Here is a 15,491-nt window from a genome sequence, read left to right as displayed (position 1 = left end):
TGATTGCCGGGCATCACTGGATAATGAGCCGCGCGATGATCCCGGACGCACGTGGACCGGGCGCACCGACACCCATGGAAGGGACGATTCTGTGAAGCGAGACCACTCGCCCGTGCTCCCCGGCGAGGGTGCCACGGACTACGCGCGCTACATGCGTACGGACGAGTTGCTCACCCTGCAACGGGAACCGGCGGAGATGGTCCACCGGGACGAGCTGCTCTTCCAGGTGGTGCACCAGTCCGCCGAACTGTGGCTCAAACTGGCGGTGGCCGAGTTGACCGAGGCAGCCGGGCGCGTCGACGACGGCGAACTGTCGGAGGCCGAACTCCTGCTGGGCCGGGCCTCACTCGCCATCGGGCTCGTCACCGACCAGTTGGACATGTTCCGGCACCTGCCACCGGCCACCTTCCAGGCCCTAGTGCCCGCGCTCGGCAACGGCTCCGGCGCGGAGTCGCCGGGCTGGAAGCAGGCACAGGCCGCCAGCCGCCGGCTCGATCAGGCGTTCGCCCGATACCTCGCCGACCGGCAGATCGACCTGCGGAAGCTCTACGCGGGCAGTCCCGCCGACCCGGTCTACCGGGTGGCCGAGGCGATGGTCGACTGGGACGAGCGGGTGTCGCTGTGGCGGGTGCGGCACTACAAGATCGCCATCCGGATCGGCAGCCACGGCCCGACGGGCACCCAGGGCAGCCCGGCGAACTGGCTGGCCAAGCTGATCGACCACCGGTTCTTCCCGGACCTGTGGCAGGCGCGTACCGCGCTCGTCGGGGGACCGGAGGACACGACCGGGGCGACCCCGGGCACGGAGGGCTGACGTGGACGCGGCCTTCCGCGCGCAGTTCCCCGTACTGGAAACCTGCGTCTACCTGAACAGCAACTCCACCGGCGCGGTGCCCCGGGGCGTCCAGGACGTCCTGGCCGGCTACTGGGAGACCCTGCGCACCTGGCGGGACGACGTCTGGGGCGGCTGGCACGAGGGGCTCGACCGGTACGCCGACGGGGTGGCCGCGTTCGTCGGCGCGCCCCGCGGCAGCGTGGTCACCGACGCCAACCTGAGCACCCTGCTGGTCCGGGTGGCCTCCTGCTTCGACTACCGAGCGCCCCGGAACCGGGTGGTCACCACCGACCTCGAGTTCCCCACCGTGCCGTTCATCTGGAACGCGTTCCGCCGGCACGGCGCGCAGCCCGTCGTGGTCGGTACCGGCGGCCCCCGGATCGACCAGGACGCCCTGGAGGAGCAGATCGACGAGCGGACGCTGCTGGTGTGCGTACCGCACGCGAGCTTCACCTCCGGGGCCACCGTCGACCTCGCCCGGCTGGTGAAGCACGCGCACTCGGTCGGGGCCAGGGTGGTGGTCGACGCCTTCCAGAGCGTCGGGATCATGCCGCTGGACGTCACCGCGCTCGGCGTCGACTTCCTCCTCGGCGGGGCGCACAAGTGGCTGTGCGGGGCGGGGACGGCCTTCCTCTACGTCCGTCCCGACCTGCTGCCCGGCCTCGAACCGGCGGCGACCGGCTGGCAGGCGGGCGACCGGGCGCTGACCTTCCAGCCGTCGACCAGGTACGCGGACGGCGCGCAGCGGTTCGCCGGTGGCACGCCGTACCCGCTCACCTCACTCATCTCCCAGGTCGGCCTGGACCTGCTGGCCGGGGTGGGCATCGAGACGATCCGGGCGCATTCCCTGCGCTGCACGCGACGGGTCATCGACCGGGCCGGCGCGGCCGGCATCCCGGTGGTCAGCCCGGTGGGCCCGGAGCGGGGCGGGGTGGTCTGCCTCGACGTCCCGGACGGGGAGGCGCTCAAGTACCGCCTCGCCGCCCGGAACCTGGTGTGCAGCTGGCGTGGCTACCTGCGGGTCGGCCCGCACGTCTACAACACCCTCGACGAGATCGACGAGTTCATGGACGCACTCGAACAGGAATGGCAGGGAAGCCACCGATGAGCACACCGTCGTTGTCGCCGCGCGCGCTGATGAGTCTGCTGTTCAACGCCAGCAAGGCGATGGACGTGCTGGAGACCGCCCTCACCATGGGGCTGCTCGACGCGCTGGAGCCCGGCCCGGTGGGCCTGGGCGACCTGGCGACCCGGTTCGACGTACGGCCGCTGCGGCTCTACAAGTTCCTCGACTGCCTGGAGAGCGTCGGCGTCGTCGAACGGGAGGAGAAGAGCGACGACATCACCGAGGCCAGCTACCGGGCGGTGCCCGGACTGCGGGACGCCGTGTGGGCGGTGCTCGGGCCCGGCTCGATCGAACGTGACCGGGACCAGTACCCGTGGCGGCGGCTGCACGGCCGGCTGGCCGAGAGCCTGCGCGGCGAGGTCAGCATGACCGACGACGACTTCGCCTGGCCGCCGAAGACCGACGAGCAGACGGCGTCGTTCGAGCAGAGCATGTCGGTCGGACTCGGCCCGGTGGTCGAGGTCTTCGGCCAGCACGCCGACCGGCTGTGGTCGGGACGTCGCCGCTTCCTCGACGTCGGCGGCGGCGACGGGACCCTCGCCGCGCGGGTGCTCCGGGACGCCCCGGAGCTGCGGGTCGACGTCTACAACCTGCCGGCGGTCGGGCCGCTGGTCGAGCAGACCCGGGCCGCGTCCGTCGACCCGGAGCGGCTCGGGTTCGTCGGCGGCGACTTCTTCGCCGAGCCGCTGCCCACCGGGTACGACACGATCTCCTTCGTCCGGGTGCTGCACGACTGGCCCAACGACGTCGCCCGGATGCTGGTGGAGAAGGCGTACGCGGCGCTGCCACCGGGCGGGATGCTGCTGATCTGCGAGGAGTTCCGCACGCCAGACCGGCTGGCGATGCAGTTCTTCTGGTCGTACTTCCTGATCGGGGTGGACAGCTGCGTCAGCCGGCTGCGGGAGGTGCAGTTCTACACCAGCCTGCTGACCGAGACCGGCTTCGAGAGGATCGACGTGCTCCCCGGCGGCTGGGAGCTGGTCGTCGCCCACAAGCCGGAGCGCTGACAGACAGGCGCCGGGCGGGTCACGCCCGAATCCGCCCCGTCCGTCTCGGCGAACCCCGGTGACCGACGCTCGCCGAATGCGCCGATCGGGAACAGATCCCGATCGGCGCGTCACGTACCACAGGCGACGGTGTCAGCCAAGGTGCCGGGCGAAGAACCGTAGCGTGCTGTCCAGTTCGAATGCCGGGATCTCCCCGTGCCTGCCGGGGTTGGCGTGCAGGGTCTTCTCGACCGGGGCCAAGGCGTCGATCAGCGCCAGGCCCTGGGCCCGTGGCAACCGCTCGTCGTCCCACTGCAAGAACTCGACCGGCACGGTGATCCGCGCGGCGGCCTCCGCTGTCGCGAGCGCCCCGCACGGTCTGGCGAGCGACGAGCGCCTGGAACCCGGCGATCAGCGGAGCCAGCTCCTCGCCGGAATCCACACGAGCCTGGTTCTCGGTCGCGATCCGGTCGTCTCACGATGGGCTCATCCGCATCCGCAAGGCCACCATCGCTTGCGACGAGAGCACTACTAGACGACGCATAATACCGACAGTATTATGCATCGCATGATAGTGGGAGCGGGCGGGTCGGACGATTCGACCGAGCGGCAGGCCCAGCTACTGCGCGGCTGCCTGGACACGTGCTTGCTTGCACTGCTCGCCGCCGATCCGGCACACGGCTATGAGCTCGTCCACCGACTCGACACCGCCGGATTCGGGACGGTGAGCTACGGCACCATCTACCCGATGATCACCCGACTGCACCGTTTGGGGCTCGTTACCAACGCGCTGCAGCCCAGCCCCAGCGGCCCGCCCCGCAAGGTCTATCGGCTCACCGACACCGGCCATGACCGGCTACGCGCCTGGCGTGAGCAGTGGTTCCAGTTCGCGAACGTCGTGAACCAGACCCTCGCCGTCCGTCCACCGAATCCAGGAGACGACCATGAGCACGTCGACGTCGGCCGTTGACAACCTCCTCGCCGCCGCAGACCGGGAGTGGAGTGCTCTCGGCATTCGCCGTCACGACCGGGTGACCCTCACGGCCGACCTGCGCACCGAGCTCGAGGCAGCAGCCGCCGACGGGCTCGATCCGACAGAGCTTCTCGGCACCGACCCCACCGAGTTCGCCCTGAGGATCGCCGAGGAAGCCGGCATGGAGCGGACCCCACCGCGGTACGGCCAGATACTCGGCGTGGCGAGTGCGGGCGCAATGCTCTCCCTCGTCGTGGGATACGTCGTGGTCATCGGCCTGCACCAGACATTCGTGTCGACATTCGACTTGCCGCGAGACGTGCGGGTGCCGGTGTGGCTTGCCGCTGGTGTCTTCTACGGCGGCGTCGCGGCGGTCGTCATCGCCGGCGCCGTCCTCGCCGTACGCTTCGCCCTGCGCGACACGCCCCGCATCCGACACACTGCGGCGCGGATGACACTGCTGCTGCCGCTCGCTGCCGCAGTCGGGATCGCCGCTGCGGCCACATTCGGCCGGTCGCTCAACTTCCCGCTCACCCCACTGGCGATCGGGACCGAGGCGGCGATCGTCCTCGCCGCCTTCCTTGCCGTAATAGCGCTGGCCCGCCGCTGGTCTGTGACGGCGGCCCGGTAAGCCACGCCCGACGAGTTCATTCAGCTCAAGCTTGCTCCCCAAAGCGCTGCCGCCCCGTCGGGTATGGATCGTGGTGCGAAGTGGCCCTTGCGCACTCGATCACCGAGTCCGGACCCCGGCGCACTGTCACGTGGCTGATCTCGTTTTCCTCTGCAAGCAGGCGGGCGAAGGTCCCTACCCCTCGGGCGCTTGGAGGTCGGGGCGATATGCAGTCGTTGCCGGCAACAGGATCTGCGGGACAGAACCTGATCGATGCGCTGGCTCAGCGGCCCGCCAGCCGGATCGGTCTCGGATGACCGGCCCTCAGAGATCCGGGATCTCGACGAGCGGGATGCCGTCGCCGTACAGCTTCGGTTCCGCCGTCAGAATCCAGCAGTCGTGCTCGATCACCGCCAGGACGCCTGCGGCCAGGTCCAAACGGCCGGTGACACGCTGCCAGTACGCCAGCTCCTGCCAGGTGTCGGCGTGGACGGGCAATGGCTCGCACGCGTCGGAGCCGACCAGTTCGTTCAGGGCCGCACGGTCCTGCGGGTCGTCGAGCTGAGCGAGGGTGTCCGACAGCGCTGCCACGGAGACGCCGATGCGGGCCTGGTTCTCGACCACCTGGTGGATCGGCTCGGCGGCATGCATGCTGCCGACGGCGTAGGCGACCAGGGCGGATCGGTCGAGAATGAGTCGTACCGGCGGGTTCGGGTCCGTCACGCGGCGGAGGCCCGCCGGCTCGCCGGGGTGTCCAACAGAACCTCGGCTCCCTGCCTGGACCGCTCCCGCAGTTCGGCACGTCGTTCAGTGGTCCATTCGGCTTCCGCGTTGGCCATCGCGGCAGCGGCACGCGCCCTGCCTTCAGCCGTGACGGTCATCCCCCGCCGGGCGAGGATCACCTCAAGCTGTTCGAGCCGCATCCGGGCACGGACCGCGCCGACGATGTAGGCACTGGCGTTGCTCTCGGCGTCGAGGCGATCAGCAACGTCCGCCGGTACGGATATCGAGAGCTTACGGACAGGTCGCTCCGGACTGGTCATACCCGGGATCGTAGCTGGTAGCACTGCTCAGGAGGCCCAGGTACACCGCAGTACCGCCTCGGTCCGCCAGCAGGGGTTGGGGAACCCGGTACGGCATGATCTGAGTCGGGTGACCTGGGCCGAAGAGCAAGAACACGAAACGGGAGATGCTGATGATCTTCATTACCGCCAAGTTCCGGGTGCTGCCCGAGCACGCCGACCGGTGGCCCGAGATCGCCGACGAGTTCACCCAGGCCACTCGCCGTGAGCCGGGATGTCTGTGGTTCGCCTGGTCCCGCAGCGTCGACGACCCGACGGAGTACATCCTCATCGAGGCGTTCCGCGACGAGAACGCCGGTGCGGAGCACGTCCAGTCCCCGCATTTCAAGGCGGCGCAACAGGCCCTGCCGCCGCACCTCGCCGAGACGCCACGCATCGTCAACGTGACGATCCCGCAGGACGACTGGTCCCTGCTCGGCGAGATGGCCGTCCCCGACGGCAGCTGACCACGAGGCGCGGTCAGTGGCGCGGCTCCCGCTTCGGGAAGACCGTGTAGTAGAGCGGCCAGAAGACCAGCCAGATCACGACGACCAGGCTGAGCCGGCCGATCCAGGCCTCCAGTTCCCGCGTCCGGTCCGGGTCGCCGACCAGGACGATCCCGCCGACCAGCAGGGCGCAGGCGACGGCCCAGCCGAGGAGGGCCTTTCCCCACTCGCGCCATTCGTGCCGGGTCCGGGCCCAGCCGTAGCGGGGCGGCTTGACCGGCGGCGGGCCACCGGCGAAGCGGTGCGCGAAGCGCTGGTCGGCCCAGCGCACCATGCTGTGGCCGAAGGCCACCGAGAAGCCGAGGTACGCGGCGGCGAGGCCGTGCACGAGCGTGGCGGTGCCTCCGGAGCGCAGGTCGATCATGGTGGCGACGAGGAGCACGATGTCGACCAGGGGCACCGCCAGCAGCAGCGCGGCACCCAGCCGGGGGCGCCGCAGCGGGTAGCGGGCGACCAGTCCGGCCGCCAGCACGACCCAGAAGGCGACCTCACACGCGATGATCAGTCCGACGAGCATCTCCCACCCCGTTTTTAGTACGCTGTGTGATAACCGTAGCAGCGGGTCGCACATGTCAGTCGGAGGGGCCGTTGCCCAAGATCGTTGACCACGAGGCACGTCGCGCCGAGTTGGCCGAGGCGATGTGGCGCGTCGTCTACCGCGACGGGGCCGCTGCCGCGACCGTCCGCAGCATCGCGACCGAGGCCGGCTGGTCACCCGGCGCGCTACGGCACTACTTCACCACCCAGACCGAACTGCTCGCCTTCGCCATGGAACATGTCATCACCAAGGCGACCGAACGCTTCCACGCCGAAGACTGGACCGGACCGGTCCGCGAGGTCGTCCAACGGATGCTGGAGGAGTTCCTCCCCCTGGACCAGCAGCGCGTCCGGGAGATGGAGGTGTGGCTGCTGCTCGCCGCCCGCACCCCGGCCGACCGAGTCGCGCGGGCCCGGGTCGCCGAGGCCGACGACGGCGTACGGAGAGCCACCGAACTCGCGGTCACCGCGCTCGCCGACGCCGGCCTGGTGGCCGCCGACCGGGACCTGCCCAGCGAGACGACCCGGCTGCACGCGCTGGTCGACGGGCTCGCCCTGCACGCCCTGCTGCACCCCGACCTGATGCCGCCCGACCGGGTCCGGGCCGCCCTCGCCCACCACCTCGACGACCTGCGCCGTCCGGTTGCCTGACGAAGGCCACCTCTTCCGGTTCCGGGACGGGAGAGCCTCCCCCACCCGTGGGTCAGGACAGGGCTCGGACGGGTCCGGGACGCGAGAGCCTGCCCCACCCGTGGGCGAGGGTCCGGCCCGGACGGGTCCGGGACGACATCCCGGCTGGTCGACAACCGGCACACCCGGCGGGATATCGCCGGGTGCACCGGTTCCACAGGACCACGCGTCGGCCCTGTCTCGTCGCAGCGGATCTCCGCACGAGGCGGGTGGGAAGCTCAGGCCTGCCCTCCGGCCAGGGGCACCGCCCTGCCGTCGTGCTCCACGCAGAGCGGCCACCCCGGATACCGGGCGCCGATCGAGGCGGCGTCGCGGGCGGGATCCTCGACGCCCACCAGGACACACTGGCCGGGCTTGCTGCCGACGAGGTTCAGCTCGACGCCGCGCTCCCGCCAGTAGTCGGTGTCGGCGACCACCTCCGCCGTCCAGGCGGCGAGATGCCCCTCGGAGTACTCGGCGTCGACGTACCGGACGGCGGCCGACGGTGGCAGTACTCGGCGTACGGCGTCGTCGAACGCGACCGAGGGGATACGGTGCACGATCACCGTGCCGACAGTGGGGTCGATCGCCACCCCGGCATACGCCTCCGGGTGATTGTGCCGGCCCTCGTGCTCCACGGCCGCCGCCCAGCCGAGGAGCTTCTCCTGGGTCGGCCAATCGATGATCACCGGTTCGGACTGCGCGGCGGCGGGCTGCGCGCCCGCCGTGAGCCCCATGACGGCTGGCACCGCGAGAGTCAGCAGCAGGGTGCGTACCTTCATGGTCGACCTCCTCTTTGTCAGGCGCACGCCGCCTGCCTCGACAGTGTGCAGCCGCACCCACACCATCCGGGCTAAAACGACAATTTTGTTCACAACGGTCCGCAGGGTCGCCAGGTGGGCAGCGTCGCGCCGTGGTGATCATCACGATCGGTGAACCCTCCCCTGACGTGAGAGTAGGGTCGGCCCGGCTCCCTCACGTACCGACCGGAAATGGCCGCATGTCCTCTCTCCTGTCCGCGGCCCGCCGGCCGCGTCTGTCCCGCCCCTCCTGGCTGTCGTCGCCGAAGGTGTTCCGCACCGAGGTCCTCGCCGGCCTGGTCGTCGCCCTGGCGTTGATCCCGGAGGCGATCTCCTTCTCGATCCTGGCCGGGGTGGACCCACGGGTGGGACTCTTCGCCTCGTTCACCATGGCGGTGACCATCGCCATCTGCGGCGGCCGGCCGGCGATGATCTCCGCCGCGACCGGCGCGATCGCCCTGGTGGTGGCGCCGCTGGCCAAGGAGCACGGCCTCGACCACCTGATCGCGGCCGTGATCCTCGGCGGGCTGTTCCAGATCGTCCTCGCCGCGCTCGGGGTGGCGAAGCTGATGCGGTTCATCCCCCGCAGCGTGATGGTCGGCTTCGTCAACGCCCTGGCCATCCTGATCTTCGCCGCGCAGGTTCCGCACCTGCTCGGGGTGCCGTGGCTGGTCTACCCGCTCGTCGCCGTCGCCCTGGCGATCATGGTCGGGTTGCCCCGGCTGACCCGCGCGGTGCCCGCTCCCCTGGTCGCCATCGTGGTGTTGACGGTGGCCACGGTGGCCGTCGGACTGACCGTGCCGACGGTCGGTGACGAGGGCGCGCTACCGGACAGCCTGCCCACCCTCGGCCTGCCGCAGATTCCGTGGACCCTGGACACCCTCGCCCTGATCGCTCCCTACGCCCTGGGGATCGCGCTGGTCGGCTTGATGGAGTCGCTGATGACCGCCAAGCTGGTCGACGACATCACCGACACCCCGTCGGACAAGACCCGGGAATCCTGGGGGCAGGGCGTGGCGAACATCGTCACCGGCTTCTTCGGCGGCATGGGCGGCTGCGCGATGATCGGCCAGACGATGATCAACGTGAAGGCGTCCGGTGCGCGTACCCGACTCTCCACCTTCCTGGCCGGTGCCTTCCTGCTGGTCCTGGTGGTCGCGCTCGGCGACGTCGTGGCGCTCATCCCGATGGCCGCCCTGGTCGCCGTGATGGTCATCGTCGCGGTGTCCACGTTCGACTGGCACTCGGTCGCCCCAGCCACCCTCCGGCGGATGCCGTACGGCGAGACGACCGTCATGGTCGCCACCGTCGCCACCACCCTGGTCACCCACAACCTGGCCATCGGCGTGCTGGTCGGCGTACTCACCGCCATGGTCGTCTTCGCCCGGCGGGTGGCGCACCTCGTCCAGGTCACCAGCGTCCTCGACCCCGAGGGCGGCACCCGCATCTACTCGGTGCACGGTGAACTCTTCTTCGCCTCCAGCAACGACCTGGTCCACCAGTTCGACTACACCGGCGACCCGCAGCACGTGATCATCGACATGACGCACGCCCACGTCTGGGACGCCTCCTCGGTGGCCGCTCTCGACGCCGTCACCACCCGGTACGCCGCCCGGGGCAAGACCGTCGAGATCATCGAACTGAACCCGTCCAGCGCCCGCATCCACGGTGCCCTCGCCGGTCAACTGGGCGTCGGCCACTGATGGCGAGTCCCAGCCGGGCGTCCGGGCCGGAGGCACACTCCGCCCCGGACGCCCCGGTGCCCGGCCCGAGCCGGCTGATGCAGATCGGCGAGGCCGCCGAGCGGGTCGGCCTGAGCATCCGCACCATCCGGCACTACGAGGAGGTCGGTCTGATCGTCCCCTCGGCCCGCAGCGAGGGCGGCTTCCGCCTCTACACCGAGGCCGATCTCGACCGGCTCGCCGTGGTCCGGCGGATGAAGCCGCTCGGGTTCACCCTCGACGAGATGCGCGACCTGCTCGCCCTGCTCGACGCGCTCGACACCGTCACGGGCGGGGAGCACCGGGCCGCCCTGCTGGATCGGCTGGCCATGTTCCACGAGGCGGCCGACGCCCGCGTCACCGCGCTCCGCGACGAACTCGCCGTCGCCGAGGGTTTCGCCGGCACGTTACGGGCGAGGCTCGACCGACACAGCGGCTGAACCGTCCCGTCCGAACCCGTGGCGTGACCGCCCACGGTTCGGCGGGAAGGATCCGGGAAGCTCCCGGTGAGTGCCCACCTCGATCCTTACTCCGACGGCGCAGGGAAGCTGGCCATTCACGGAGAGTACGAGGTGTTGCCGGGATGGATCCCGCTGGAGCCGACGCGAGCACCGAGTTCCCCCTGTCGTCGGCGCAACGGCGGTTGTGGTTCCAGTACCGGCTGGAGGGGCCGGCCGCGACGTACAACATCCCGATCGTCACGCGCATCCGTGACCGGGTGGACGCCGACGCGCTGCTCGCCGCCGTACGGGACGTGGTGGGTCGGCACGAGATCCTGCGCACCGTGTACGTGGAGGTCGACGGGGAACCGGTGCAGCGCGTCCTGCCGGCCGCCGGAGCATCCGTCGACGCCGCCCACGTGGCGATCACGGCCGACAAGGTCGACGCGGCGGCGGCGGAGACCTGTCGCTGGCCGTTCGACCTGGCCACCGAGTTGCCGCTGCGGGTGCGACTGTTCACCGTCACCGAGCGGGAGCACCTGCTGGTGCTGAACCTGCACCACATCGCCGGGGACGGCGGTTCGCTCGGCCCGCTCGCGCGGGATCTCTCCCGGGCCTATACCGCCCGCACCGCCGGTCGCGCCCCCGGGTGGGAGCCGCTGCCCGTCCAGTACGCCGACTACGCCCTCTGGGAGCACGAACTCCTCGGTGCCGACGACGATCCGGGCAGCGAGGTCAGCCGGCAACTGCGCTACTGGAGCGCGGCGTTGGCCGGGCTACCGGAAGAACTGCCGCTGCCCACCGACCACCCCCGCCCCCCGCAGGCCACCTACCGGGCCGGACGCGTCGACCTCACCATCGACCCCACCACCCACAGCGCCCTGCGCGCCATGGCCCGCAACCACGACGCCACCCTCTTCATGGTCGTCCAAGCCGCCATCGCCACCCTCCTCACCCGACTCGGCGCCGGCACCGACATCCCCCTCGGCACCGTCGTCGCCGGACGCACCGACGACACCCTCGACCACCTCATCGGCTTCTTCGTCAACACCCTCGTCCTGCGCACCGACACCACCGGCGACCCCACCTTCACCGACCTCATCAGCCGCGTCCGCGACACCGACCTCACCGCCTACGACCACCAGGACCTCCCCTTCCAACGCCTCGTCGAACACCTCCAGCCCGCCCGGTCACCCGGTCGCAACCCGTTGGTCCAGGTGGCGTTCGCCGTCGACGGCGGACTCGTCCTCGACATGGACGTGTTCGACGTCGTCGCGGAGAAGCCACCATTCGAGACGGCGAAGTTCGACCTGTACTTCGGGTTCGCGCCGCAGCACCGCTCGGGGGAACTCGTGCTGGGCCTCATCTACGCGGAAGACCTGTTCACCCGGGCGAACGCGGAAACGCTGGGGCAACGGCTGATCGCCCTGCTCGCCCAGGTCGCCACCGATCCCACGCTGCGGGTCAGCGCGGTCCAGGTGCTGACCGTCGAGGAGCGTCGCCAGGTTCTCGACGGTTTCCAGCGCGCGACGCCCCGGGTGCCGTGCGAGACCCTCCCGGCGCTCTTCGACCGGCAGGTACGGCAGCACCCGGACGCCGTCGCGGTCGTGCACGACGGCGTGGAGATCACGTACCGGGAGTTGGAGGCGCGGGCTGGTCGGCTGGCGTACCACCTGGTCGGGCTCGGGGTCGGGCCGGACGTGCCGGTGGCGGTCTGCATGCGACGGTCGGCGGACCTCGTCGTCGCCCTGCTCGCCGTGAGCATGGCCGGTGGCTGCTATGTGCCGGTGGACCCGGCGTACCCGACCGCCCGCAAGGAGTTCATCCTCCGCGACGCCGCACCGGCGGTCCTGATCGTCGACGATGTCGCAGCCCAGCCCTCACCGGCACCGGCGGCGATCGTCGTGGCCGGTGATGAGGCGTGGGAGGGGCCGACCGAGCCGCCCACCGGTTACCGTCTCCCGGCGCCGTCCCTGGACAACGCCGCGTATGTGATCTACACGTCGGGGTCGACGGGTGCGCCGAAGGGTGTCACGGTCACCCACCGGGGCATCAGCCGGCTGGCCCACCGCTACCAGCGGGACTTCGAGGTCCGGCCCGGCAGTCACGTCCTCCAGATCGCCTCGATCGGCTTCGACGGCTCGGTCTGGGAGATGCTGATGGCCCTGCTCGCCGGCGGCGCCGTCGTCCCCTTCACCCCGGAGCACCTGCTCAACCCCGAGGGCGAGCACACCGCCCTGGTCTCCCGGACCACCCACGTCACGGTCACGCCCTCGCTGCTCGCCTCCCTCCGCCCCGACGTCCTTCCCGCCGGGACGATGGTGATCACCGCCAGCGAGGCGTGTCCGCAGTGGCTGGTCGACACCTGGTCCGTCGACTACCGCCTGGTCAACTCGTACGGCCCCACCGAGGTCACCGTCTGCGCCAGCGGCGGACCACTGCCCGCCGGAGAACCCGTCACCATCGGCGTCCCGGTCGCCAACACCGACCTCTACGTCCTCGACGAGTTCCTCCAGCCCGTCCCCATCGGTGTGCCGGGCGAACTACACGTCGCCGGGGAGGGGCTCGCCCGTGGCTACCTCGGTCGGCCCGGCCTGACCGCTGCCCGGTTCGTCGCCGACCCGTACGGCCCGGCCGGTGCCCGCATGTACCGCACCGGCGACCTCGTCCGCTGGGACACCACCGGACGCCTCCACTTCCTCGGCCGCACCGACGACCAAGTCAAGATCCGCGGCTTCCGCATCGAACTCGGCGAAATCGAAACCACCCTCACCACCCGCCACGACATCCGCCACGCCGCCGTCATCGCCCGCGAAGACCAACCCGGCGACAAACGCCTCGTCGCCTACCTCGTCCCCACCGACGACACCACCCTGGACATCGCCGACCTCCGCCGCGACCTCGCCACGCACCTGCCCGACTACATGGTCCCCACCGCCTACATGACCATGGACGCCCTGCCGATGACCCCCAACGGCAAACTCGACCGCGCGGCACTCCCCGTGCCCGCCCACACCACCAGCGTGCACGCCACCCCCCGCAACGCCCGACAGGGCGTACTCTGCCAACTCTTCGCCGCCGTCCTCGGCCTCCCCGACATCGGCACCACCGACAACTTCTTCGACCTCGGCGGCCACTCCCTACTCGCCACCCGCCTCGTCAACCGCATCCGCGCCACCCTCGGCGTCGAACTCGGCGTCCGCCACCTCTTCGAGAACCCCACCGTCGCCACCCTCGAACCCCACCTGAGCACCGGCACCGCACGGGCCGCGCTGACCGTCGCGCCGCGACCGGATCCGCTGCCCGTGTCGTTCGCCCAGCGTCGGCTCTGGGTGCTGCATCGCATCGAGGGCCCGTCGGCGACGTACAACGTGCCGGTCACCACCCGTCTCAAGGGCACCGTGGACGTCGACGCGCTACGCGCCGCCGTCGACGACCTCGTCGCCCGACACGAGATCCTCCGCACCACCTACGCGGAGGTCGACGGCGAACCCGTCCAACGAATCCTCGACCCCACACCCGGCATCGCCACCCTCACCCACCACCACGCCACCCCCGACCAGGCCGAAACCCTCCTCGCCACCACCTCCGCGCACCCCTTCGACCTGGCCCACGAAGCCCCCCTCGCCGTTCACCTCATCTCCACCAGCGACCACGACCACCTCCTCCTCGTCAACCTCCACCACATCGCCGGCGACGGCGCCTCCATGGCGCCCCTCGCCCAGGACCTCGCCACCGCGTACACCGCACGCCTTGCCGGCCACGCACCCGACTGGCAGCCACTGCCCGTCCAGTACGCCGACTACAGCCAGTGGCAGCGGACCCTGCTCGGCAACGACGACGATCCGGGCAGCGAGGTCAGCCGGCAACTGCGCTACTGGAGCGCGGCGTTGGCCGGGCTACCGGAAGAACTGCCGCTGCCCACCGACCACCCCCGCCCCCCACAGGCCACCTACCGGGCCGGACGCGTCGACCTCACCATCGACCCCACCACCCACGACGCACTCCGCACCATCGCCCGCAACCACGACGCCACCCTCTTCATGGTCGTCCAAGCCGCCATCGCCACCCTCCTCACCCGACTCGGCGCCGGCACCGACATCCCCCTCGGCACCGTCGTCGCCGGACGCACCGACGACACCCTCGACCACCTCATCGGCTTCTTCGTCAACACCCTCGTCCTGCGCACCGACACCACCGGCGACCCCACCTTCACCCAACTCCTCCACCGCGTCCGCGACACCGACCTCACCGCCTACGACCACCAGGACCTCCCCTTCGAGCGACTGGTCACGCACCTGCAACCGGCGCGCTCCCTCGGTCGGCACCCGCTGTTCCAGATCGCCCTGTCCCGTGCCGACCGCACCCCGAGCGCCACTCCTCTGCCGGGGCTGGACTGCACGCCGGAACCGACCCGGCTGGCCATCGCCAAGTTCGACCTGGAGTTCACGGTCATGGACGAGCCGGTCGACGGGGATCTGGACATCGCGATCGGCTACGCGCGGGATCTCTTCGTCCAGGAGACCGTCGAGTTGCTCGGGCAGCGCCTCGACGCGATCCTGCGCCAGGTCGCCCGGCAACCCGCCACCCCGATCAGCCGGCTCGACGTCCTGGTCGAGGGCGAGCGTGCCCGGCAAGCACAGGCGTCGACTCCAGCCGTGCTGGCGTGCAGCGTGGTCGAGGCGTTCGACGCCCAGGCGTTGCATACCCCGGACGCGGTAGCGGTCACCGACGGTTCGACCGTCCTGACGTACGCGGAACTGCGGGAGCGCGCCGAACGGCTGGCCCGGACGCTACGGGCGGCCGGGGTGGCGGACGAAACGCCGGTGCCAATGCTCATGCAACGGTCGGTGGACCTCGTCGTCGCCCTCCTCGCCGTCCTCAAGGCCGGCGGCGCCTACCTGCCCATCCACACCGCCTACCCGCTGGCCCGGATGCGGGCGGTGGCCGCGGCCTCCGGATGTCCGGTGATGCTCGTCGACGACGCGTTCCGCGCTCACGACCTGGTCGCCGACCAGGTGGCCGCCGGGCGTCGGGTGCTGGGGTGCGATGCCGACCCGGTGGTGGACGACGGACCGCTGCCGACCGTGCATCCACAGCAGCTCTGCTACGTGATGTACACGTCCGGCTCCACGGGTGAGCCGAAGGGCATCCAGATCACCCACCAGGGCGTCGTCGACCTCGTCCGCGACCCCAGCTGGGCCATGCACGACCAGGACCGCACCCT

General features: G+C 70.6%; 15 protein-coding genes. 10 read left to right on the top strand and 5 right to left on the bottom strand.

The genetic code is table 11. The annotated features are described in order from the left end of the window. The first annotated feature begins 91 nt into the window (after positions 1-91). From ACIBJE_RS25205 to ACIBJE_RS25195, 3 genes are read left to right on the top strand one after another with little or no spacing between them, the layout of a single operon-like run. Positions 92-814, top strand: coding sequence for a tryptophan 2,3-dioxygenase family protein (locus tag ACIBJE_RS25205; RefSeq protein ID WP_396752387.1), 723 nt, complete (start codon positions 92-94; stop codon positions 812-814). A gap of 1 nt (position 815) precedes the next feature. Then, positions 816-1,943: an aminotransferase class V-fold PLP-dependent enzyme gene (locus ACIBJE_RS25200; protein ID WP_396752385.1), complete on the top strand. Its 1,128-nt coding sequence runs from the start codon at positions 816-818 to the stop codon at positions 1,941-1,943. After that, positions 1,940-2,968, top strand: a complete 1,029-nt coding sequence (locus tag ACIBJE_RS25195) for a methyltransferase (RefSeq protein WP_396752383.1) — start codon at positions 1,940-1,942, stop codon at positions 2,966-2,968. Before ACIBJE_RS25200 ends, ACIBJE_RS25195 begins: the two co-directional genes overlap by 4 nt. A gap of 132 nt (positions 2,969-3,100) precedes the next feature. Here the strand turns inward: ACIBJE_RS25195 and ACIBJE_RS25190 are convergent, their stop codons facing one another. Then, on the bottom strand, positions 3,101-3,280 hold the full coding sequence (locus ACIBJE_RS25190; RefSeq protein ID WP_396752381.1) for a hypothetical protein: 180 nt from the start codon (positions 3,278-3,280) through the stop codon (positions 3,101-3,103). Positions 3,281-3,515: 235 nt separating this feature from the next. On the opposite strand from ACIBJE_RS25190, the gene ACIBJE_RS25185 reads away from it, so the two are divergent. Together ACIBJE_RS25185 and ACIBJE_RS25180 are read left to right on the top strand one after the other, a co-directional pair. Next, positions 3,516-3,917 carry a PadR family transcriptional regulator gene (locus tag ACIBJE_RS25185; RefSeq protein WP_396752379.1) on the top strand — a complete coding sequence of 134 codons (402 nt, stop codon included), beginning with the start codon at positions 3,516-3,518 and terminating at the stop codon, positions 3,915-3,917. Then, a complete protein-coding gene (locus ACIBJE_RS25180; protein ID WP_396752377.1) occupies positions 3,892-4,551 on the top strand; it encodes a hypothetical protein in 660 nt (219 codons plus the stop codon). Before ACIBJE_RS25185 ends, ACIBJE_RS25180 begins: the two co-directional genes overlap by 26 nt. A 303-nt stretch (positions 4,552-4,854) precedes the next feature. On the opposite strand, the gene ACIBJE_RS25175 is transcribed toward ACIBJE_RS25180, so the two are convergent. Beyond that, complete coding sequence (locus ACIBJE_RS25175) at positions 4,855-5,253, bottom strand: hypothetical protein (protein WP_396752376.1); 399 nt, start codon at positions 5,251-5,253, stop codon at positions 4,855-4,857. Further along, positions 5,250-5,573, bottom strand: a complete 324-nt coding sequence (locus tag ACIBJE_RS25170) for a hypothetical protein (RefSeq protein WP_396752374.1) — start codon at positions 5,571-5,573, stop codon at positions 5,250-5,252. Before ACIBJE_RS25170 ends, ACIBJE_RS25175 begins: the two co-directional genes overlap by 4 nt. A gap of 152 nt (positions 5,574-5,725) precedes the next feature. Here ACIBJE_RS25170 and ACIBJE_RS25165 point away from each other — a divergent pair, with 152 nt between their 5' ends. Continuing rightward, positions 5,726-6,058, top strand: a complete 333-nt coding sequence (locus ACIBJE_RS25165) for a putative quinol monooxygenase (protein ID WP_396752372.1) — start codon at positions 5,726-5,728, stop codon at positions 6,056-6,058. 13 nt (positions 6,059-6,071) lie between these two features. Here the strand turns inward: ACIBJE_RS25165 and ACIBJE_RS25160 are convergent, their stop codons facing one another. Further along, positions 6,072-6,614 (bottom strand): hypothetical protein, encoded by a 543-nt coding sequence (locus ACIBJE_RS25160; RefSeq protein ID WP_396752370.1) that lies wholly within the window; start codon positions 6,612-6,614, stop codon positions 6,072-6,074. A gap of 71 nt (positions 6,615-6,685) precedes the next feature. On the opposite strand from ACIBJE_RS25160, the gene ACIBJE_RS25155 reads away from it, so the two are divergent. After that, entirely contained in the window at positions 6,686-7,285 is a 600-nt protein-coding gene (locus ACIBJE_RS25155) for a TetR/AcrR family transcriptional regulator (protein ID WP_396752368.1), read from the top strand. Between the two features lie 257 nt (positions 7,286-7,542). Here the strand turns inward: ACIBJE_RS25155 and ACIBJE_RS25150 are convergent, their stop codons facing one another. Beyond that, complete coding sequence (locus tag ACIBJE_RS25150) at positions 7,543-8,085, bottom strand: hypothetical protein (protein ID WP_396752366.1); 543 nt, start codon at positions 8,083-8,085, stop codon at positions 7,543-7,545. 218 nt (positions 8,086-8,303) lie between these two features. Between ACIBJE_RS25150 and ACIBJE_RS25145 the strand changes: the two genes are divergently transcribed. The 3 genes from ACIBJE_RS25145 to ACIBJE_RS25135 form a co-directional block, all read left to right on the top strand. Beyond that, the gene (locus tag ACIBJE_RS25145) at positions 8,304-9,806 is read left to right on the top strand and encodes a SulP family inorganic anion transporter (protein ID WP_396752364.1); all 1,503 of its coding nucleotides are present in this window, start codon (positions 8,304-8,306) and stop codon (positions 9,804-9,806) included. Then, a complete protein-coding gene (locus ACIBJE_RS25140; protein WP_396752362.1) occupies positions 9,806-10,264 on the top strand; it encodes a MerR family transcriptional regulator in 459 nt (152 codons plus the stop codon). The genes ACIBJE_RS25145 and ACIBJE_RS25140 overlap by 1 nt, the downstream gene beginning before the upstream one ends. 143 nt (positions 10,265-10,407) lie before the next feature. Further along, positions 10,408-15,491 (top strand): amino acid adenylation domain-containing protein (locus tag ACIBJE_RS25135; RefSeq protein WP_396752360.1); only part of this gene is annotated, 5,084 nt, incomplete at its 3' end.

Origin of the sequence: Micromonospora sp. NPDC050187 (genome assembly GCF_044459745.1) — a bacterium.
Taxonomy (GTDB): Bacteria; Actinomycetota; Actinomycetes; order Mycobacteriales; family Micromonosporaceae; genus Micromonospora.
This window is presented reverse-complemented; position numbering and strand designations above follow the sequence as displayed.